Origin of the sequence: Mesorhizobium vachelliae (assembly GCF_033977325.1) — a bacterium.
GTDB classification, from domain to species: domain Bacteria; phylum Pseudomonadota; class Alphaproteobacteria; order Rhizobiales; family Rhizobiaceae; genus Mesorhizobium; species Mesorhizobium vachelliae.
Genome location: NZ_JAVIIR010000008.1, coordinates 87,304 through 107,077, shown reverse-complemented (window position 1 = coordinate 107,077; position 19,774 = coordinate 87,304). Strand labels below are relative to the sequence as shown.

18 protein-coding genes are annotated in these 19,774 nt (G+C 64.3%); 6 read left to right on the top strand and 12 right to left on the bottom strand.

Annotation, left to right across the window (positions count from 1 at the left end; translation table 11 throughout):
• The first annotated feature begins 193 nt into the window (after nt 1–193).
• Nucleotides 194–1,132, top strand: a complete 939-nt coding sequence (locus RFM41_RS18200) for a carbohydrate kinase family protein (protein WP_320244886.1) — start codon at nt 194–196, stop codon at nt 1,130–1,132.
• A 39-nt stretch (nt 1,133–1,171) separates the two neighbouring features.
• Nucleotides 1,172–2,089, top strand: a complete 918-nt coding sequence (locus RFM41_RS18195) for a pseudouridine-5'-phosphate glycosidase (protein ID WP_320244885.1) — start codon at nt 1,172–1,174, stop codon at nt 2,087–2,089.
• Nucleotides 2,090–2,295: 206 nt separating this feature from the next.
• Here the strand turns inward: RFM41_RS18195 and RFM41_RS18190 are convergent, their stop codons facing one another.
• On the bottom strand, nt 2,296–2,619 hold the full coding sequence (locus RFM41_RS18190) for a TfoX/Sxy family protein (protein WP_320244883.1): 324 nt from the start codon (nt 2,617–2,619) through the stop codon (nt 2,296–2,298).
• 89 nt (nt 2,620–2,708) lie between these two features.
• Here RFM41_RS18190 and RFM41_RS18185 point away from each other — a divergent pair, with 89 nt between their 5' ends.
• Nucleotides 2,709–3,206 carry a GFA family protein gene (locus RFM41_RS18185; protein WP_320244882.1) on the top strand — a complete coding sequence of 166 codons (498 nt, stop codon included), beginning with the start codon at nt 2,709–2,711 and terminating at the stop codon, nt 3,204–3,206.
• A 15-nt stretch (nt 3,207–3,221) separates the two neighbouring features.
• Nucleotides 3,222–3,680 (top strand): RidA family protein, encoded by a 459-nt coding sequence (locus RFM41_RS18180; protein WP_320244881.1) that lies wholly within the window; start codon nt 3,222–3,224, stop codon nt 3,678–3,680.
• Nucleotides 3,681–3,702: 22 nt separating this feature from the next.
• On the opposite strand, the gene sufA is transcribed toward RFM41_RS18180, so the two are convergent.
• The 8 genes from sufA to RFM41_RS18140 form a co-directional block, all read right to left on the bottom strand.
• Nucleotides 3,703–4,083 (bottom strand): Fe-S cluster assembly scaffold SufA, encoded by a 381-nt coding sequence (gene sufA, locus RFM41_RS18175; RefSeq protein ID WP_320244880.1) that lies wholly within the window; start codon nt 4,081–4,083, stop codon nt 3,703–3,705.
• A gap of 88 nt (nt 4,084–4,171) precedes the next feature.
• A complete protein-coding gene (locus tag RFM41_RS18170) occupies nt 4,172–4,564 on the bottom strand; it encodes an SUF system Fe-S cluster assembly protein (protein WP_320244878.1) in 393 nt (130 codons plus the stop codon).
• Between the two features lie 5 nt (nt 4,565–4,569).
• Nucleotides 4,570–5,811 (bottom strand): cysteine desulfurase, encoded by a 1,242-nt coding sequence (locus RFM41_RS18165; RefSeq protein ID WP_320244877.1) that lies wholly within the window; start codon nt 5,809–5,811, stop codon nt 4,570–4,572.
• 167 nt (nt 5,812–5,978) lie between these two features.
• Nucleotides 5,979–7,250 carry a Fe-S cluster assembly protein SufD gene (gene sufD, locus RFM41_RS18160; protein WP_320244876.1) on the bottom strand — a complete coding sequence of 424 codons (1,272 nt, stop codon included), beginning with the start codon at nt 7,248–7,250 and terminating at the stop codon, nt 5,979–5,981.
• 25 nt (nt 7,251–7,275) lie between these two features.
• On the bottom strand, nt 7,276–8,031 hold the full coding sequence (gene sufC, locus RFM41_RS18155) for a Fe-S cluster assembly ATPase SufC (protein WP_320244874.1): 756 nt from the start codon (nt 8,029–8,031) through the stop codon (nt 7,276–7,278).
• A gap of 33 nt (nt 8,032–8,064) precedes the next feature.
• Complete coding sequence (locus RFM41_RS18150) at nt 8,065–8,304, bottom strand: hypothetical protein (protein ID WP_320244873.1); 240 nt, start codon at nt 8,302–8,304, stop codon at nt 8,065–8,067.
• Nucleotides 8,301–9,818 carry a Fe-S cluster assembly protein SufB gene (sufB, locus tag RFM41_RS18145; protein WP_320244872.1) on the bottom strand — a complete coding sequence of 506 codons (1,518 nt, stop codon included), beginning with the start codon at nt 9,816–9,818 and terminating at the stop codon, nt 8,301–8,303. The genes RFM41_RS18150 and sufB overlap by 4 nt, the downstream gene beginning before the upstream one ends.
• A 238-nt stretch (nt 9,819–10,056) precedes the next feature.
• Nucleotides 10,057–11,217: a cysteine desulfurase family protein gene (locus tag RFM41_RS18140; RefSeq protein WP_320244871.1), complete on the bottom strand. Its 1,161-nt coding sequence runs from the start codon at nt 11,215–11,217 to the stop codon at nt 10,057–10,059.
• Nucleotides 11,218–11,475: 258 nt separating this feature from the next.
• Between RFM41_RS18140 and RFM41_RS18135 the strand changes: the two genes are divergently transcribed.
• Nucleotides 11,476–12,150 carry an alpha/beta hydrolase gene (locus RFM41_RS18135; RefSeq protein WP_140815574.1) on the top strand — a complete coding sequence of 225 codons (675 nt, stop codon included), beginning with the start codon at nt 11,476–11,478 and terminating at the stop codon, nt 12,148–12,150.
• 45 nt (nt 12,151–12,195) lie between these two features.
• Here the strand turns inward: RFM41_RS18135 and RFM41_RS18130 are convergent, their stop codons facing one another.
• Both RFM41_RS18130 and RFM41_RS18125 read right to left on the bottom strand, forming a co-directional pair.
• A complete protein-coding gene (locus RFM41_RS18130) occupies nt 12,196–13,029 on the bottom strand; it encodes a phosphatase PAP2 family protein (protein WP_320244870.1) in 834 nt (277 codons plus the stop codon).
• A gap of 48 nt (nt 13,030–13,077) precedes the next feature.
• A complete protein-coding gene (locus RFM41_RS18125) occupies nt 13,078–14,721 on the bottom strand; it encodes an ArnT family glycosyltransferase (RefSeq protein ID WP_320244869.1) in 1,644 nt (547 codons plus the stop codon).
• Between the two features lie 288 nt (nt 14,722–15,009).
• Between RFM41_RS18125 and tyrS the strand changes: the two genes are divergently transcribed.
• Nucleotides 15,010–16,263: a tyrosine--tRNA ligase gene (gene tyrS / locus RFM41_RS18120; protein ID WP_320244868.1), complete on the top strand. Its 1,254-nt coding sequence runs from the start codon at nt 15,010–15,012 to the stop codon at nt 16,261–16,263.
• Between the two features lie 10 nt (nt 16,264–16,273).
• Here tyrS and RFM41_RS18115 read toward each other — a convergent pair whose 3' ends face one another.
• A complete protein-coding gene (locus RFM41_RS18115) occupies nt 16,274–19,690 on the bottom strand; it encodes a YhdP family protein (protein WP_320244867.1) in 3,417 nt (1,138 codons plus the stop codon).
• Between the last annotated feature and the right edge of the window lie 84 nt (nt 19,691–19,774).

The window sequence follows — 19,774 nt, the reverse complement described above, 5'->3', positions numbered from 1 at the left end:
CAACAAATATCTGAAAAACAATCAATATCTGGATTTGTTCTATTTTTGTCTCACCAGGACTGGTGCGGGGCACAACCACTGGTCCGGAAAAGATTTCGATATCCGGCCATCCCGAATCGCGACTCCGATTGCAGGGTGACCTGAGGAAACCTAGTGTGCGCAGCCGCACGATCAACGGAAGTCACAGACCAATATGCCGACATCCCCAACTATCCTGGCGCTGGGCGGCGCCCATATCGACCGGCGCGGCCAGGTCTCCGGCATTTATGTTCCGGCAGCCTCCAACCCCGGCATGATGCGCGAGGATGTCGGCGGCGTCGTTTTCAACGCGCTGCGCAGCGTGGTGAAGCGCGGCGTATCGGCCTCGCTGATCTCGGTGCGCGGCGGCGACGCGGCGGCGGACACGGTCGCCTCGGCGATCGACGGCGCCGGGATAACGGATCTCTCGGTGGTGTTTCTTGACCGCACGACGCCGAGCTACACGGCGCTGATCGACGCCGAGGGCGAGTTGATCGTCGGGCTGGCCGACATGGCGCTCTACGATCTCGCCTTTCCCAAGCAGATAAGGCGTTCCAAGGTGCGCGAGGCGATCGCCGCGGCCGACGCCATCCTGTGCGACGCCAACCTGCCAACGGCCGCGCTCGAGCGCCTGGTGGCGCAGGCCGGCGGCCGGCCGGTCTTCGCCATCGCCGTCTCGCCGGCCAAGGTCGTTCGGCTGGCCCCATTGCTCGGGAATTTGTCGCTGCTTTTCATGAACCGCCGCGAAGCCGCCGCGCTGGTCGGCGCCGAACTGTCCGGCAAAGCTCTTGTCGACGCGCTCAGGCGGGTTGGCCTGAATGCCGGCGTGGTCACGGCCGGCAGCGCTCCTGTGCTGGGCTTCGACGGCACCGGCATCTTCGAGATCGACCCGCCCGCGCCGCGCCGAGTCGCCGACGTAACCGGCGCCGGCGACGCCCTGACCGGCGCGACGGTCGCCGCGTTGCTGCGCGGCCTGCCGCTGCGCGCAGCGCTGCGCGAAGGCCTTGCGGCGGCGATGCTCGCCATCGAGAGCCCTGAAGCCGTGCCGTCCTTCACGAGCGCCAACTTCGGCCAAGCGCTTGCGCTTGTGCCGGAGGCACGGGAGGTGGCATAGGGCTACCAACCCTCTACTTCCTCCTGATCGGAGACAGCCATGACGCCCGAGACCGCCCGCCCCTTCATCGATATCCATCCGCCCGTGGCGGAGGCGCTCGCCGCGGGTCGGCCCGTGGTGGCGCTGGAAAGCACCATCATCACCCACGGCATGCCCTACCCCGACAATGGCGCGATGGCGGCCAAGGTCGAGCGGATCATTATCGACGTCGGCGTGGTGCCGGCGACGATCGCCGTGGTCAACGGCCGCATCAAGATCGGCCTGTCCGACGGCGAACGCGAATCGCTCGCCATGACGGGCGACGCCATGAAGCTGTCGCGCGCCGATATCGGCTTCGCGGTCGCTCAAAAGCGCACAGGCGGCACCACGGTTGCGGCCAGCATGATCGCCGCGCATATGGCCGGCATAAAAGTCTTCGCCACCGGCGGCATCGGCGGCGTCCACAAGGGCGCGGAGAAGAGCTTCGACATCTCGGCCGACCTCGACGAGCTGGCGCGCACGCCGGTCATCGTCGTCTCGGCCGGCGCCAAGGCGATCCTCGACATCGAAAAGACACTGGAGGTGCTGGAAACGCGCGGCGTGCCGGTCATCGGCCATGGCTGCGAGACCATGCCGGCATTCTGGTCGAGGCAGTCGCCTTTCCGCGCGCCGCTGACGCTGCACGCGCCTGAAGACATCGCGCATTTCTACCGCACGCGCCAGGCGCTGGGCCTGGGCGGCGGCATCCTCATCGCCAATCCGGTGCCGCGGAATGACGAGATTCCAGCCGACGAGATGGACGGCTACATCCAGGCGGCACAAAAGGCCGCCGAGGCACAGAAGGTCACCGGCAAGGCGGTCACGCCGTTCCTCTTGTCGAAGATCCTTGAGCTGACCGGCGGCCGTAGCTTGAAGACCAACATCGCGCTGGTCGAGAACAATGCGCGGCTGGCGGCGGAGATCGCCAAGGCGTTGTAGGGAACGCCGCGCAGCCCCCTCACCCGGATTGCCAAGGCCGAATTGCGAAGAGCAATTCGGGGCAACCCGACCTCTCCCCTAGGGGAGAGGAGCTTGCCGGCGCCTGCGCCAAGCTCTTCTCCCCAACGGGGAGAAGGTGGCCGCGAAGCGGCCGGATGAGGGGGCAGCCTCGACGTGACCTTCACAGTGTTTCAACAGCGGACCAATCACTTCCCAGCCCTTCGTCCCGCCTCATAGGCCCGCCGCGCCCACACCGCCATCTCGTCCGGATCGTCAAACGCGTTGTCGGGCACGCTCCAATAGGGCATCGCCACGTCCTTGCCGTGGCGCGAGCCGGTATAAGTCCACTGGCGGCACCCAGCGGCCTCGAAATCGGGAATGCTCTCCTCGTCCGCCTTCAGCATCAGCTCGCCGCGCACGACCACCGCGACGATGACGCCGTCGCAATAGATGCCCTTGCCGCCAAAGAGTTTTCGGATGCCGATCGGCCCAACACTTTCGAACAGTTCTTCAAGGCGCGTATTGTCCATGCCGCGATCATCTCATCGGTCGCCGGCCTTGTCATCGCCGCAACCAAAAGCATGCTGACAGGTTGAGATCGGAAAACGGAGTTCCCGCCATGCCCGTCCTGCTCAAAGGCTCCTGCCGCTGCGGCGCCGTCCGCTTCGAGGTGGAAAGCCACACGCCCGTGCCTTTCATGCTCTGCTACTGCTCGATCTGCCGCAAGCAGCAGGGCGGCGGCGGTTTTGCCATCAATCTCGGCGCCGATTACGAGACGATGAACATCAGGGGCAAGCGCAGCCTCGGCGTCTACCGAGCCGAGATCGAGGACGATGAGCATCCGCATTGCGAGGTCTCGACCGGCGAGCGCAATTTCTGCAAAAAATGCGGCGCGGCTCTCTGGCTCTACGACCCGACCTGGCCGGATCTCGTCCATCCCTTCGCCTCGGCGATCGACACCGACCTGCCGAAACCGCCGGAAAAGGTGCATCTGATGCTGAAATACAAGGCGAACTGGGTCGAGCCGGTCGTCGGCAGACAAGACAAAGTGTTCGACGTCTACCCCGAGGAATCGATCGCCGACTGGCACAAGCGAACTGGGATGTGGGTGGATTAGGGACAGGAGGCTGAAATGAACCTCACGACGCACAAGAAATTCAAAGGCGATCGTTTGATGCCCTGGGGCAAGGGCACGGTCGTCTCGGGCGCCAAGGGATATGTTTTTCTGTCCGGCAACACCGCCACCGTCGACAACTACGATCCGTCGAAACACCAGGACGGCGCTGTCGGCGACGCGGCAACGCAGTGGCGCGAAATCCTCGCAACCATCAAATCGGATCTGGAGGAACTTGGCAGCTCGCTTGACCACCTGGTCAAGGTGACGTTCTACGTCAAAGGACCTTTTCCGTCCGGCGGCGTTCTCAGCTCACCCAACTTCCGTCTGGACGTGTTGGACGAATTCTTCGCCGAGCACTGCCCGAAGCACTGCAGTTACAACAATCCGCCGCCATCGGAGGTGATCGGCGTGGCCGCCCTGGCGCAGCCCGATCTTGTCGTCGAGCTTGTCGTCATCGCCGCGCTGCCGGACTGAGCAGAAGCGCCTGGGAGCTTGGTCAGGTCGAGGCGCGCGCCTCTGCAAGCGCCTTGAGGTCGGCCGGCTTCAATTCGACGGATTCGCCGCAGCCACAGGCCGAGCTCTGGTTCGGATTCTTGAAGGTGAAGCCGGTGCGCAACGTCGTCTGCTCGAAATCCATCTCGGTGCCGAACAGGAAGAGCGCGGCTTCGGGCGCGACATAGACATGCGCGCCGTCGCGCTCGATATGGTCGTCCTTGGGGTTCGGCTCGGTCACTAGGTCGACCGTATATTCCATGCCGGCGCAGCCGCCCTTCTTGATGCCAAGGCGGATGCCATGCGCGTTGTCGCGCGTGGCCACGATCTCGCGCACCCGATCGGCGGCTTTGTCGGTCATCGTGATGACGGCGAAGCGTCCCATGTCATTCTCCACGTTCGCGCGGGTTCAAGGCCCACGGAATGAGTCTGCCCTTAAGATGGTGAAGTTTCACCTAGCGTGCAAGTCAAGCTCAATACCACCCGACCGCAACCTGCGCCTCTTCCGACATGCGGTCGGGCGTCCACGGCGGGTCGAACACCATTGCGACCTCGACGCCGGAAACGCCCTCGACGGCGCCGACGGCGTTCTCGACCCAGCCCGGCATCTCGCCGGCCACCGGACAGCCCGGCGCCGTCAGCGTCATGTCGATCTTGACCGACCGGTCATCCTCGATGTCGATCTTATAGACGAGGCCAAGCTCGTAGATGTCGGCCGGGATTTCCGGGTCGTAGACGGTCTTCAGCGCCGAGACGATGTCGTCGGTCAGCCGCGCCAGCTCATCGGCGGGGATGGCTGTCGCCGAAACGACGCCGTTGCCGGCAGCTTCCGGGACAGTCTCTGCAGCGGTGCTCACATCGTCCATCATCGTCACCCGAAGAACTTTCGCGCCTTTTCCAGCGCCTCGGCCAAAGCGTCCACTTCGGCCCTGGTATTATACATGCCGAACGATGCCCTGCATGTGGAGGTTACGCCGAAGCGTTTCAACAACGGCTGGGCGCAATGGGTGCCGGCTCGCACCGCGACACCCTGCCTGTCGATCACCATCGACACGTCATGCGCATGGATACCCTGCAATTCGAACGAGATGATGGCGCCCTTGCCCGGCGCATCACCGAAGATACGTAGCGAGTTGATCGCGCGCAGCCGCTCATGCGCATAGGCCTTGAGGTCCGCCTCGTGCGCCGCGATGCGTTCGCGGCCGATCTTTTCCATGTAATCGAGCGCGGCGCCCAGGCCGATCGCCTGCACGATCGGCGGCGTGCCGGCCTCAAAGCGGTGCGGCGGCTCGTTATAGGTGACGATATCCTCCGTCACCTCCTCGATCATCTCGCCGCCGCCCATGAAGGGGCGCATCTCTTCCAGCCTGTCCTTCTTGCCGTAGAGCACGCCGATGCCCGACGGGCCGTAGACCTTGTGGCCGGTGAAGACGAAGAAATCGCAGTCGAGGTCCCGCACGTCGATCGGCATGTGGACTGCGCTCTGGCTGCCGTCCACGAGGACCGGAATTCCACGCGAATGCGCGATGCGCACGATCTCCTTGATCGGCGTCACCGTACCCAGCGCATTGGACATCTGCGTAATCGCGACGAGTTTCGTCCGCGAGGTCAGCCGCTTTTCGAATTCCTCGATGTGGAAAGCGCCGAGATCGTCGACCGGCACCCAGACGAGCTTGGCGCCCTGCCGCTCGCGGATGAAATGCCACGGCACGATGTTGGAATGGTGTTCCATGATCGACAGCACGATCTCGTCGCCCTCGCCGATCCGCGGCATGCCCCAGCCATAGGCGACCGTGTTGATCGCCGAGGTCGTGTTCGAGGTGAAGACGATATTGTCCGTGCTCGGCGCGTTGAGAAACCGCTGCACCGACTTGCGCGCGTTCTCATAGGCGTCGGTCGCGGCGTTCGACAGGAAATGCAGGCCGCGATGGACGTTGGCGTATTCCTGGGAATAGGCGTGCTGGATCGTGTCGAGCACCACCTGCGGCTTCTGCGCCGAGGCGCCGTTGTCGAGATAGACCAGCGGCTTGCCATAGACCTGGCGCGACAGGATCGGGAAGTCGCGGCGGATCGCTTCGACGTCGTAGGGGGTGGTTTCGATCTTCTGGTCCACAGCAATCAACCTTCCAATGTGGCTCCCCCTCACCCGACCTCCGCTTCGCTCCGGCCACCCTCTCCCCGGTGGGGAGAGGAGGCCACCAACGTCGCGCCTGCCTCTTCTCCCCTCGGGGAGAAGGTGGCCGCGAAGCGGCCGGATGAGGGGGCCTGCGCCCTACGCCGCTACCCGTGCGTCGAAAACCAGCCGTCGAGCCGCTCTTCGAGCGCTTCGACCAGCGCCTCGTCGTCCAGTTCCTCAATCACTTCGGCCACGAACGCCTTCACCAGCAGGCCACGCGCCGACTTCTCGTCGATGCCGCGCGCCATCAGGTAGAACAGATGGTTGTGGTCGATCTCGGTGACGGTCGCGCCATGGCCGCAGACGACGTCGTCGGCGAAGATCTCCAGCTCCGGCTTGGTCGAGAACTCGCCGTCATCCGACAGGAGCAGCGTGTTGCAGGCCATCTTGGCGTTGGTCTTCTGCGCATATTGATGCACGTTGATGCGGCCCTGGAAGACGCCGCGCGCCTTGCCGGTCACGACATTGCGCATCACTTCGGTCGAGGTCGTGTGCGGCACGGCGTGGTCGAGCACCATGGTGGTGTCGGTATGCGTGTCGCCGGCCAGAAGGTTGATGCCGCGCAATTTGAAATCGGCGCCCTCGCCCGTCGTCCTGACGACGACCTCCTGGCGAACCAGCTTGCCGCCGGCGTTCATCACGAACAGCGTCAGCTTGGCGTCCTTGCCGATATGCGCCTTGAACTGGGCGAGATGCGTAGCCGTGTCCGGCTGCTCCTGCACGATCAGCCAGGTCACTTCCGCGCCGTCGCCGACCACGAGCTGGCTGACCGAAGAGACGAGCGCATCGTCGCCCTCGCCCGACTGGCGCTCGACGATCACCGCCTTTGCGCCGGCACCGACACGCGCCAGGAGCCGCACATGCGACTGGCCGCCGGCCTGCAGGTTCTGCAATTCGACCGGCTTTTCCAGCACGGCACCGTCGGCGATGTCGACGAAATAGCCGTCGGCGACGAAGGCGGTGTTCAAAGCGCCGATCGCGTCGTCGCTGCCGTAGGAATCGAGCCCGGGCGCGACGCTGCCGTCGATCAGCTTCTCCGACAGGCGCTGCACCGTGACGCCTTCGATCTCCGGCAGCTTGGTGTTGGAGACGCCGTTCAGCACCGGCAGCACGGCCGATCCTTCAAGAACCGGCGCAAGCGCCTTGACGACGGCGCCGGCTTCGAAATCCGGCACCTTTGTCAGCAGCCGGCGCAGATCCGTATAGTGCCAGGATTCGACGCGGCGCGTCGGCAGGCCGTGCTTGATCGCCTCGATCGCGTCGTCGCGCTTGACCATCACCGCGCCGTCGCCGGGCAGCAGCGACAGCCGCTCGCCGAAGGCATCGATCAGCGCCGTCTCGGCCAAGGTCCGCTGGGGCTGTGCATGCATGTTCATCGCTTTTGCCTCGACCGCTCCCATCTCACGCGGCTTCGCCGATAACGCCGGCATAGCCGTTGGCCTCGAGGTCGAGCGCCAGCGATTTGTCGCCCGACTTGATGACCTGGCCCTTGTAGAGCACGTGCACCGTATCAGGCACGATGTGCTCGAGCAGGCGCTGGTAGTGGGTGATGACGACGATGGCGCGGTCCGGCGAACGCAGCGCGTTGACGCCGTCCGAGACGATCTTCAGCGCATCGATGTCGAGGCCGGAATCGGTCTCGTCGAGCACGCAGAGCTTTGGCTCCAAGAGCTTCATCTGCAGGATCTCGGCGCGCTTCTTCTCGCCGCCGGAAAACCCGACATTGAGCGGCCGCTTCAGCATGTTCATGTCCATGCTGAGCGAAGCGGCGGCTTCCTTCACGCGCTTCAGGAATTCCGGAACCTTGAGCGGCTCCTCGCCCCGCGCCTTGCGCTGCTCGTTCATGGCCACCTTCAGGAATTCCATGGTCGCCACGCCCGGTATCTCCATCGGATACTGGAAGGCGAGGAAGATGCCCGCCGTGGCGCGCTCGGCCGGATCCATTTCCAGGATCGACTGGCCGTTATAGAGGATGTCGCCTTCCGTCACTTCATAGTCCTCGCGGCCGGCGAGGATGTAGGACAGCGTCGACTTGCCCGAACCGTTCGGGCCCATGATCGCCGCGACCTCGCCGGCTTTCACCGTGAGGTTCAGGCCGCGGATGATCTCGGTGCCGTCATCGACGATGCGGGCGTGAAGGTTCTTGATCTCAAGCATTTTCGTTCCGTTCCAAAATCCGTCCGTTCAAATTCAATGCCAACGCCAGCGCCAGTCGCCGTCCGTCTTGGCCTTGATGAGCGGGATTATTGCGCCCGTCAGGGCAATGACAGCGAGCACCACCAGCCAGGCCGCGGCGCCCGCGTGAAGAAGGGCTACCGAAAGCGCGACGACGATCGCGATCCAGACCACCATGAAGGCCCAGCCCTTCCAGTTGTCCGGTGTCGCGCCATAGCCGAAGCGCTTCGGCCTGAACCATTTATCTCCGGTCACCCCACGCTCCCCTCGAGGCTGATGCCGATCAGCTTCTGCGCTTCGACGGCGAACTCCATCGGCAGCTGCTGGATGACGTCCTTGACGAAGCCGTTGACGATCAGCGCGATCGCCTCTTCCTCGGGAATGCCGCGCTGCATGACGTAGAATTTCTGGTCCTCGGAGATCTTCGACGTCGTCGCTTCGTGCTCGAACTTCGCCGTCGCATTCTTGGCTTCCATGTAGGGCACGGTGTGCGCGCCGCACTGGTCGCCGATCAAGAGCGAGTCGCAATTGGTGAAGTTGCGCGCGTTGCTCGCCTTGCGATGCGCCGAGACCTGGCCGCGATAGGTGTTCTGCGAGAAGCCGGCGGCGATGCCCTTGGAGATGATGCGGCTCGACGTGTTCTTGCCGAGATGGATCATCTTGGTGCCAGAGTCGACCTGCTGATAGCCGTTCGACACCGCGATCGAATAGAATTCGCCGCTGGAATCGTCGCCGCGCAGGATGCAGCTCGGATATTTCCAGGTGATGGCCGAGCCGGTCTCGACCTGCGTCCACGAGATCTTCGAGCGATCGCCGCGGCAGTCGCCGCGCTTGGTGACGAAATTGTAGATGCCGCCCTTGCCTTCGGCGTCGCCGGGATACCAGTTCTGCACCGTCGAATATTTGATTTCGGCATCGTCGAGCGCGATCAGCTCGACCACCGCGGCATGCAGCTGGTTCTCGTCGCGCTGCGGCGCCGTGCAACCTTCGAGATAGGAGACGTAAGCCCCCTCCTCGGCGATGATCAGCGTGCGCTCGAACTGGCCGGTGTTCTTCTCGTTGATGCGGAAATAGGTCGACAGCTCCATCGGGCAGCGAACGCCCTTCGGCACGAAGACGAAGGAACCGTCGGTGAACACGGCCGAGTTCAGCGTCGCGTAGAAATTGTCCGAGGTCGGCACGACCGAGCCCAGATATTTCTTCACCAGCTCCGGATGCTCGCGGATGGCTTCCGAGATCGAGCAGAAGATGACGCCCGCCTTGGCGAGCTCTTCCTTGAAGGTGGTGACCACCGAGACGGAATCGAACACAGCGTCGACCGCGACGCGGCCGGACTTGTAGACGTTGTCGCCGACCTCGTCCTCGTCCGCCACCGCGGGCTTCTGCACGCCGGCCAGGATCTCCTGCTCCTTGAGCGGAATGCCGAGCTTTTCGTAGACCTTGAGCAATTCAGGATCGACCTCGCTCAGCGACTTCGGCCCCGGCGTGCTCTTCGGCGCGGCGTAGTAGTGGATGTCCTGGAAGTCGATCTTCGGATAGTGGACACGCGCCCAGGTCGGCTCTTCCAGCGTCAGCCAGCGGCGATAGGCCCCCAGACGCCATTCCAGCATCCAGTCCGGCTCGCCCTTCTTCTCGGAGATCAGACGGATGATGTCCTCGCTCAGGCCCTTGGGGGCCTTGTCCATCTCGATCTCTGTCTGGAATCCATATTTATACTGGTCGACGTCGATCTTTCGGACTCGATCGATCGTCTCCTGCACAGCAGGCATAAGCGTTCTCCATCCTCGCCGGGGTCAAGGCCCGGCAGTTTTCAAACTATGGCACCGCTGCGGTCGCGTTCCGGGGGAACGCGCAGCGGAGTAAGCTCCATATAGTGCGTGTCCGCCGGAAATTCACCCGGCCAGGACAAAACGCACGGCTCTACCAGGCCATAAGGCCTGAATTCGTCTTCGAGCAGCGGAGATCCGAGAACCGCAAAGGCATTCTCGCTCCGATGCTTTGCCGCCGTCAGGCGGCTTCTTCCTTGCCCGCGCGGCGCGCGACGATGCCGGCCAGCGCGGCTCGGAAGACCTCGATATCCTCGGCGCCGGTCGCGCGACCGATCGAGACGCGCAACGCGCCCAGGCTCTCGCCATGGCCCATCGCCTTGAGCACATGGCTTGGCCCGACCTTTCCCGACGAGCAGGCCGAGCCCGCCGATAGCGCGACGCCGGCAAGATCGAAAGCGATCTGCGCCGTCTCGGCCTTGATGCCGGGAATAGCGAAGAATGTCGTGTTGGCAAGCCTGGGAGCGTCATTTCCGAAGATTTCCGCGTCCGGCGCCAATTCCGTCACGATGGCCTCGATCTCATCACGTCGGCCCGCGATGGCCTCCATCTCGGCAAGACCCGTCAACGCTACCCGCGCGGCGGCGCCGAAACCGGCGATCCCGGCAACGTTTTCCGTGCCGGCACGATGGCCCTTCTCCTGGCCGCCGCCGTTTATCAGCGGCCTCGGCATCATCAGGTCGGACGCGGCGACGATCGCGCCGACGCCCTTCGGGCCGCCGATCTTGTGCGAGGACAGGATCAGGTAATCGGCATAAAGCGCTGACATATCGATCGGAATCCGCCCGACAGCCTGCACGGCGTCGACAACCAGCACCCCGCCGGCGGCCTTGACGATCTCGCCGATGCGCTCGATCGGCTGGACGACGCCGGTTTCGTTGTTGGCGGCGTGGATAGCCACCAGCGGCAGGCCGGCGGCCTTGTCATGCGGGGCGAGCGCGGCAGACAGCGCCTCAAGATCGGCAATGCCGGTCCGGTCGACGCCGATCCTCGTCACCTGCGCCGGCGCAAACCGCCCGCCATTGAGGATGCAGGGATGGTCGGCCGCCGAGACATAGAGGTGGCTCATGCGGATCGAGCCGCGCCCCATCTGCCAGTCGGGGCCAAGCAGCGTCGAGGCGGCCTCGGTGGCGCCGGAGGTGAAGACGACGTGTTCGGGCCTGGCGTTGACCAGCCGCGCCACGTCGCGTCGCGCGTCCTCGACCAGCCGGCGCGAGGCCCGCCCTTCCGTGTGGACCGATGACGGGTTGGCGGCATAGAGCGCGGCGACCACCGCCGCGCGCGCTTCCGCAATGAGCGGCGCGCTGGCGTTGTAGTCGAGATAGGCGCGGGTTGCGGCCATTTTCGCTTAGTTCGTCCTTTCGCCAACTATCCCGCGAGGATAGCGCGTTATTTCCTTGAAATTGCAAGGCAAGCCGTCCTATTTACCCGGCTTGCGGCGCGGGCGGCCGAACCATCGGGTTTCGGCCTCCCAGTTTTGAACAATTCTAAACTAGCTTCTAGGAAGACGTTCGCCCGGCGTCAAGGCCACATAGGATATGGGGCCGCATGGGCCGAAGAGTTCCGGGCTAGCGCATTCATGTGCCACGTGGAGTATTTTATGCCTGAGGTCATTTTCGCCGGTCCGGCTGGTCGCCTGGAGGGACGTTATCAGCCCTCGAAGGAAAAGAGCGCCCCGATCGCCATCGTGCTGCATCCGCACCCGCAATTCGGCGGCACGATGAACAACAAGATCGTCTACGACCTCTTCTACATGTTCCAGAAGCGCGATTTCACCACGCTGCGTTTCAATTTCCGCGGCATCGGCCGCAGCCAGGGCGAGTTCGACCACGGCACCGGCGAATTGTCGGACGCGGCCGCCGCGCTCGACTGGGTGCAGTCGCTGCATCCGGATTCGAAGAGCTGCTGGGTCGCCGGCTATTCCTTCGGCTCATGGATCGGCATGCAGCTTTTGATGCGCCGGCCCGAGATCGAGGGTTTTATTTCGGTCGCGCCGCAGCCCAACACCTATGATTTCTCCTTCCTGGCGCCCTGCCCGTCGTCCGGCCTGATCATCCATGGCGATGCCGACAAGGTGGCGCCGCCCAAGGACGTGCAGGGGCTGGTCGACAAGCTGCACACGCAAAAGGGCATCACCATCACGCAGAAGACGATCCCAGGCGCCAACCATTTCTTCGCCAACGATTCCGAGCTGCTGATCCAGGAGTGCGCCGACTATCTCGACCGGCGTCTCGCCGGTGAGTTGGCCGATCCGCGGCCGAAGCGGCTGCGCTGAGCAGGAAGGCTTTAAGCAGGAAGGCTTCAATAAGTCTGGGTTCGGTCAGTTGGCTCTGACCGGACCTGCCGTCGAAGCCCTGCCTCGCGGCGCGCGGGACGGTCCTAGGCGGAATGTCCGTTTGCGCACCGGCAGCTTCGAGCCTGTCTGGCCGAAGATGAAGCCGAGCCGGGCGAACACCAGCCCCGAGATCACCGCAAACGCCAGCCCGAGGCCGAAGCCCGCGACTGTGTCACTGGGATAATGCGCGCCGACGAAGACGCGTGTCGAGGCGATGCAGGCGGTAATCGCGAGCGCGATATACCAGCGCCGCGGGAGCAGCAGCAGCAGGATACCGAACACCGCGCCCATCGTCGTGGCATGACCGGACGGAAAGCCGGCGAAGCGCGCGTCCATGGCGAAAGGATGTAGCGACAGGACGCCGAAGCTGTCGAAATAAAGCGGCCGGGCCCGGCCGATGCCATATTTCAGCACATTGACGGCAAGGCCGGACAAGCCGACGGTGCAGAGCACCAGGAAGGCGAAACACGTCCAGTTGTAAACCAGCATCCGGCCTTGCCGGGACAGGCCGCGCCAGTCCGTCAGGTTGGCAACGACCAGGCAGAGCGCCGCCGGAATGAGGTACCAGCCCCCGAGACCAAACTGCGTGAAGAAATCGGTGAAGCGCACGAAGCCCGGCGACCATTCGCCGCGCATCTCGCCGGCGCCAGCGTCGAGGCGCAGGAAGATCGCGACCGTGAGCAGCGCCCAAGCCAGCAGCCAGACACCCCACGGAATTCTCGGATAACGCGCCGGGCGCACGGCAAAGCGCCGTCTCACGATCGTCATCGTGTCGCGGAAATTGCCGAGCGAGCGGCGGTAAAGGGCGAGGGCGGACATGGCTTTTAGCGCGTGCTTATAGGGGCATTCGACGCCCGACGCTATTCATCACGGCGCCACCCGGTAAAGGCCGAGCGACAGCTTGTCTCCTGACGAATAGTTGATGCCGTCGATCTCGGTCAGGCGCTTCGCCGACTTGCCTTGCGCGGTCAGCACGTCGGCAAGCTTCTGCTCGTCCTTGATCGGCGCCAGCCCAAGCGCGCAGGACGGATCGTTGAGCAGATGCTGCGCCACCCCCTCGACGTCGGTCAGCACGGTCTTGGTGCCGACCAGGAAGACCAGGCTCGGCTCCTGGAACCGCGCCGAGGCAAGCACGGTGGTGTCGCAGGGGCGGTTGGCATCGACCGCGGCCTTGATAGCGGGGCTGAGCCAGATCGGCTTCAGCGACGGCGCGATCACGCCGAAGAGCAGGCTGAAAGTGATGCCCGCGCCGGCGGCGATTGCGCCGATGCGCGGAAGCGGCACCTGCAATTGCCGCGGGAAGGCAAGATAGCCGGTGACCAGAGCGGCGATCGCCGCCGGTATGCTCCACAAGGAAAAGGTCTTGGTGAGATAAAGCGGTGCGCCGACGCTGACCACGGCCAATCCGATCGACACGACGACGACACCGAAAGCCGTCGCCCACCACAGCCATGTCTGCCAGCGCTTCAGCGGCGCGTTGGCCTTGTCCGCCGGCAAGGTGAGCAGCCAGCCGACCAAAAGCGCCATGCCTGGATAGGCCGGCATCACATAATGCGGCAGCTTGGTCGGGATCGCCTCGAACACCAGCCAGAACGGGATGTACCAGGCCAGGCAGAAGCGCAGCCGCGGATCGTCCCAAAAACGGTTGATCGCCTGCAGCCCGGCGCCGACCGCGATCAGCCCGAAGGGCCACATGAACAGCGAATAGGTCAGCATGTAGAAGCCGGGCGGCAGGCCGTGCGATTCCTCGCCCTGCGCCACCTTGTTCAGCATGTCCTTGCCGACCGCTTCCTGGAAAAAGGCGCCACCGCTCTTCCAGGTGATGAGGATAAGCCACGGCAGCACGATCACGAGCACGATCAGGACGCCGCGCACCAGCTTCATCTTGAGGAGCCAGCGCCAGTCGCGGTCGAAGGCAAAGAGCGCCGCGGCCGTCAGCAGCGACAAGAGCGGTGCGACTGGCCCCTTGATGAGGATGCCCAACCCTTGCGCGATCCAGAAGATCCACGGCAGGTGCCCGGGGACAGGTTCGTTGCGCTTCGAGGCCCAATAGACCTGCGCCAGCGCGCCCTGCGCTATCACGCAGCAGGCAAGCAGCATCGCGTCGGTCTTGGCGTCGCGGCCCTCGAAGGCGGTGGCGAAGATCGCCGCCATCATCAGGCCGGCGGCCAGCCCCGCATTGGCGCCGAAGAGTTTCGTGCCCGTCCAGCCGATGCCGACGACGGCCAGCGCGATGCCCAGCATCGAGACCAGGCGATAGACCCAGATCGGCGCCGCGGCCCCCTCGCCGCTCAGCGCCACGGCCGCCGATTGCAGCCAGTAGATGCCGATCGGCTTCTTGTAGCGCGAAACGTCCTGCAGGCGGATATCGACATAGTCGCCCGTCTCGACCATCTGCTTGGTCGCCTGGACGAAGCGGGATTCATCGCGATCCACCGGCGGCAGGCTGGCCAGGCCGCTGACGGTCATGACGATGCTGAACAGAAAGAGGAAGAGGTAGTTCCTGTTCATCGCGGGAGCTCGTCCGATCTGAAACTGCGGGATGGCCCCGTCGCGGCGCATGGGTGGTTTCTTTTGCGCGGCGCCTCATTACGCCAGCAAAAAGGGCGAAGCAAGGACGCGTGGACGTCTCCCGATCGGCTGCAAAACCCGAAACCACTTTTGCTAGATGCATGTTTGTTGGCTGAAGCGCGATCGAACGCAAAACCGGAAACCACTTTTGCTGATCGCGCTTGGATGCTAAACGCGCGCCTTCATATCCAGCATGGCCAAGTGCCCGGCGATCTCCAGGAAGAACAAATGTCCGCCTTCAAATCCGATTTCCTGCGCATCATGAGCGAGCGCGGCTTCATCCACCAGATTTCGGATGAATCGGCGCTCGACCAGCTTTTCGCCAAGGAAACGGTAAGCGCCTATATCGGCTTCGACGCCACCGCCAAGAGCCTGCATGCCGGATCGCTGATCCAGATCATGATGCTGCACTGGCTGCAGCAGACCGGCCACCGGCCGATCGCGCTGATGGGCGGCGGCACCTCGATGATCGGCGACCCGTCCTTCAAGGATGAGGCGCGCAGGCTTTTGACCCCGCAAGACATCGACGACAATCTCGTCGGCATCCGCCGCAATTTCGCGCCTTACCTGAAGTTCGGCAGCGGCCCCGGCGACGCGGTCATGGTCAACAACGCCGACTGGCTGATGCAGATCAACTACGTCACCTTCCTGCGCGATGTCGGCCGGCATTTCTCCGTCAATCGCATGCTGGCCTTCGATAGCGTCAAGCTCAGGCTCGACCGCGAGCAGTCGCTGTCCTTCCTCGAATTCAACTACATGATCCTGCAGGCCTACGACTTCGTCGAGCTCTACAAGCGCGTCGGCTGCCGGCTGCAGATGGGCGGCTCGGACCAGTGGGGCAACATCGTCAACGGCATCGATCTCGGCCACCGCATGGAGGGCGTGCAGCTCTTCGCCATGACCACGCCGCTGCTCACCACCTCGTCCGGCGCCAAGATGGGCAAGTCGGCCTCGGGCGCGGTCTGGCTCGATGGCGACATGCTCAGCCCTTACGAGTTCTGGCAGTACTGGCGCAACACCGAGGACGCCGATGTCGGCCGCTTCCTGAAACTCTACACGACGCTGCCGCTCGACGAGGTGGCGCGCCTTGAAAAGCTCGGCGGCTCCGAGATCAATGAGGCGAAGAAGATTCTCGCTACCGAGATCACCGCCATGCTGCATGGCCGCGAGGCGGCCGAGACGGCAAGCGAGACAGCGCGCAAGACCTTCGAGGAAGGCGCGCTCGCCGACACGCTGCCCAGCGTCGAGGTAGCCAAATCGGATCTCGAAGCCGGGATCGGCATTCTCGCGCTGTTCGTGAGCGCCGGGCTGGCCGGCTCGAACGGCGAAGCACGCCGGCATATCCAGGGCGGCGCCGTGCGCGTCAACGACCAGCCGCTGACCGACGACCGGCGCATCGTCACGCTTCAGGACCTCGGCCCCGAAGGCGTCGTGAAGCTTTCGCTTGGCAAGAAGAAACACGTGCTGGTGCGGCCGAATTGATCGGCCGCACCTACTGCGCAGGTTGGGACGGCTGTTGCCTGTACTCGAAGATCGAGCGGAATATGCCTGGCGCCACCACCGATAGCGGGTTGATGTTGAGCGTCGGCTTGTTGGCGTTGCCGCGCAGCCGGTAGGTGACGCCGATCAGGCCGCGGTCGCGCCCGTTGCCGAGCAGCGGCCCGAACAGCGGCAGTTCACCGAAGATGCGGTTCAGCCCGTAGACCGGCATGAAGGTCCCGGTCATGTCCATGTTGTTGTTCGGATCGTAGAGCGTGCCCTGGAAGGTCGTGCCGATGCGCGGGCCGCGCAGCAGGCCGTTGGCTAGTTTCAGATAGCCGGACCCCTTGTCGATCTCGGCGAAGCCGCGCTCGAACTGCACCCTGGACGTATCGATATTGCCTTTGACGGCCTCGTTCAGGCTGCGCGTATCGCCGGCCGGCGTGGTCGACACGATCGAGGCGAGCTTTGGCTCGTTGACGATATAGAAATTGCGGGCATCCACCTGTCCCTTCATCGGCCCGTCGGCGGAACCCGAGAGCGACAGCGCGATCGCGCCGCCTTCCATATGCTCGTAGACGTTGAGAAACCGCAGGATCGCGCCGGCATCGGCGGACTTCACCCTGAGCACGCGACCGCCTTCGCTGGCGGTGTTGTCGATCGTGATCGCGGCGCCAGAACTCGCCGCGGCGGTGACATTGAGCCCGTTAACGCGCGATCCGGCGGCGCTGTATTCGAGCTTGAGATTGGAGAGCGCCTCGTCATGGAAGCCGGTCAGCGATGCCACGTCGGCGCTCACCGAGACGGCGTCGCTGCCCGCGCCCTTCGTCGCGGTGTCGACATCCGAGGTGAACTGCTTGATCAGCGAGCGTGCGTCGAGCGACGCGCCGCTGATGTCGACGGCATAACTCTTGCCGGAACGCTTCACCGAAACGGCGACGTCGTCGCCCCGGTTCAACGAAACCTTGCTGAAGCGGGCCGCGGACAACGCGCCGTTGACCAGTGTCACACTGCCGTCGATCGAAAAGCTTTTGCCGTCGAGATCGAAATCCGACAGCGTGGTGGTGCTGCCGGACTTCGCCATGTTGAAAGCGACCTTGGCGGGAATGCCGGCGCCCTTGCTCCAGCCGGCCCACGGAATGTCGAGCCTGGCATTGGTCAGGTCCGCCGAGACCTGCTGGGCGCCCTGGCCGCTCTTGTCGATCGCCACCTTGATGGTTCCCGAAAGCAGGTCCGACAGGCCTGGCATGCTGGCATTGCGCGTCTTGTCGTCGAGGACCAGCGCAACCTTGCGGCTGCGCGCCGGCCCATCATCTTCAAGCGGCTCGACGAGATCGAGCTCGGCAGGAATGCCGTTGAGCTTGGCCTCTGCGGAAATCACCGCCTGCTTCGGCCCGACGGTGATCGAGCCATTGGCCTCGGTGACCGTCTGGTCTTCGAAAGGCTTGGCCAACGACAGGCCCTGATAGTCGAGCGAAACCAGCCAATCGAGCGTCGAGGTGTCCATGCCTTTGGTCAGCGGAATGTCCGCCCTGACATGGCCGGTGACGGTGCCGGACAGGTCCTCGGGTGCCAATCCGACATGGCGCATGGCATTGATCGGCTCATAGGAGGCAAGCTCGGCGATCGCCGGGGCCTCACCCGCGACGTCGATGTCGAGCTTGCCGACCACAATCGGCAGGTTCGCGTTCTTGATCGTCAACGTGCCGCCGCTTGCCGCCACCGTGCGGCCGCTCGGCATATAGACGCTGCCGGAGGAGAGCGCGATGTCGACATCGTTGCCGTGGAACGCAACGACGCCGACGGCGTCACGCACGGGCGGGATGCGCCCGGCGGTATCGAAGCGCGATCCTTCGATCCGGAAACGGCCGAACACTTCGTCGCCGGTAAGCGGCACGCCGTTGCCCAGACGCCCCGGGGCGATCTGGAACTGCAGATTGGCGTCGGTCACCGTGCCGCCGAACAGATTCCCCAGCACCCAAAGCCGCGCGTTGTGGGCCGAGAACCACGGCCACAATTGCTTGACATGCGAGACCGGCATGTCGTGGACGTTGAGCGACAGCGACACCCCTGGCGTGCCGTTGTCGATGAAGGCGACCGTGGCAGCGCCCAGCACCTCGCCGGGTCCGCCGGACCGAACGCCGATCTGCTCGGCGACAAGCTTGCGGCTCTTTGGCTGGTAGACGCCTGCGATGCGGGCCAGGAACTTAAGTGCCGGTTCCGGCGATTCCGAAGGCGCCAGCGTCGAGCCGTCGCTGGTGAGGTCGTAGCGGTAGGCGGGCTCCTCCCCGGCGACTGCCGGCTTCGGTCCGATGGATCCGCCAAAGTCGAAGCTGGAGCGACCGTTCTTGATCAGCAGCCGATCGACCGAAATCTTGTTCGAACCGGCCACCAGCGTGGCATCGGCGTCGACATCGACCGGCAGCAGCCCGCGTTCGTCCAGGTCGAGCACCGAACCGTTAAGCGAGAGCGACGCCGCCAGGCGCGACGGGCTGTCGCCCGACGCTTCCGAGCCCGAGAGCTTCAACGCGATCGAACCCAGCTTGGCGCCATCGGCCGCCCCTGTCGAGCTGTCCTCACCGGGAGGGCCGGCTATCTCGAGGTTGGCGTCCAGCGACGAAATGCGCCTTGCCGTCGCATCGCGCGTCGCCGAGGCGGTCAAAGTCGCGTGCCGGCCATCGACCTCGGCATCGTAGGAAGCCTGCATGCTCCCCATGCCGGTTTGCGCGACGGTCGCCGAGGCAACGGTCACGCGCTTGACCAGTCCGGTGTCCGACAGTTCGAACTCGACATTGCGCAGATCGATCTGGCGCATGGAGTCCTCGCGCACGGCATCCAGCGCGTCGTTGACGCCTGAAAACACCGCCGCCGACACTTTCTCCGGATCGACAAGGCCGTTCTCGTTGCGCAGCGCCGCCGTCCAGTCGCCGCCGCCTGAGGGCATCGCGGCCACCATGATATGGGCGTCGGAAAATCTGGCGCTGGTCAGGCGGACATCGCCGGAAAGCAGCGGCAGGAGGCGCATGCCGAAACGCACGCGCCCGATATCGGCCATCGGCTTGCCGTCGGCCGTCTTCAGGCTGACATCGTTCACCTGCAGGGCGATGAAGCTCGACCCGTCCAGCGTCAGCCGCGCCGCGCCGACGGCGACGTGGACGTCGACGCCCGCCAGCTTCTCGATGGCGGTCTCCGCCTCGGTCCGGAGGCGCTCCGTGCCTATGCCCGAGGCCCCGAGGACATAGACGCCTGCCGCCGCCAGGAGCAAGAGCGCGCAAAGCCCGGCAAACACGCGACCGAGAATGCGAAAGCGCCGACGCACCGCCGCGCGGCCAAGCGGCGGCACGGTGCACGCCGATGGAAGCGTCGCCAGGTCGGTGATCTCGTCACGCCTGAACCTGATCTTCTCGTGCTGCGGTTCTTCCTGATCCAAGCAATATTCCGTTGTGACGAACTCGTCGTGGACGAATCCCCGCTTCACGTTATATCGATGCCTTCCCGCGCGTAACCGCAAACA

Excerpts from the sequence above, each read along its gene's own strand:
- RFM41_RS18200 (WP_320244886.1), top strand. The coding sequence starts at position 194 with ATGCCGACATCCCCAACTATCCTGGCGCTGGGCGGCGCCCATATCGAC.
- RFM41_RS18195 (WP_320244885.1), top strand. The coding sequence starts at position 1,172 with ATGACGCCCGAGACCGCCCGCCCCTTCATCGATATCCATCCGCCCGTG.
- RFM41_RS18190 (WP_320244883.1), bottom strand. The coding sequence starts at position 2,619 with ATGGACAATACGCGCCTTGAAGAACTGTTCGAAAGTGTTGGGCCGATC.
- RFM41_RS18185 (WP_320244882.1), top strand. The coding sequence starts at position 2,709 with ATGCCCGTCCTGCTCAAAGGCTCCTGCCGCTGCGGCGCCGTCCGCTTC.
- RFM41_RS18180 (WP_320244881.1), top strand. The coding sequence starts at position 3,222 with ATGAACCTCACGACGCACAAGAAATTCAAAGGCGATCGTTTGATGCCC.
- sufA (WP_320244880.1), bottom strand. The coding sequence starts at position 4,083 with ATGGGACGCTTCGCCGTCATCACGATGACCGACAAAGCCGCCGATCGG.
- RFM41_RS18170 (WP_320244878.1), bottom strand. The coding sequence starts at position 4,564 with ATGGACGATGTGAGCACCGCTGCAGAGACTGTCCCGGAAGCTGCCGGC.
- sufD (WP_320244876.1), bottom strand. The coding sequence starts at position 7,250 with ATGAACATGCATGCACAGCCCCAGCGGACCTTGGCCGAGACGGCGCTG.
- sufC (WP_320244874.1), bottom strand. The coding sequence starts at position 8,031 with ATGCTTGAGATCAAGAACCTTCACGCCCGCATCGTCGATGACGGCACC.
- sufB (WP_320244872.1), bottom strand. The coding sequence starts at position 9,818 with ATGCCTGCTGTGCAGGAGACGATCGATCGAGTCCGAAAGATCGACGTC.
- RFM41_RS18140 (WP_320244871.1), bottom strand. The coding sequence starts at position 11,217 with ATGGCCGCAACCCGCGCCTATCTCGACTACAACGCCAGCGCGCCGCTC.
- RFM41_RS18135 (WP_140815574.1), top strand. The coding sequence starts at position 11,476 with ATGCCTGAGGTCATTTTCGCCGGTCCGGCTGGTCGCCTGGAGGGACGT.
- RFM41_RS18130 (WP_320244870.1), bottom strand. The coding sequence starts at position 13,029 with ATGTCCGCCCTCGCCCTTTACCGCCGCTCGCTCGGCAATTTCCGCGAC.
- RFM41_RS18125 (WP_320244869.1), bottom strand. The coding sequence starts at position 14,721 with ATGAACAGGAACTACCTCTTCCTCTTTCTGTTCAGCATCGTCATGACC.
- tyrS (WP_320244868.1), top strand. The coding sequence starts at position 15,010 with ATGTCCGCCTTCAAATCCGATTTCCTGCGCATCATGAGCGAGCGCGGC.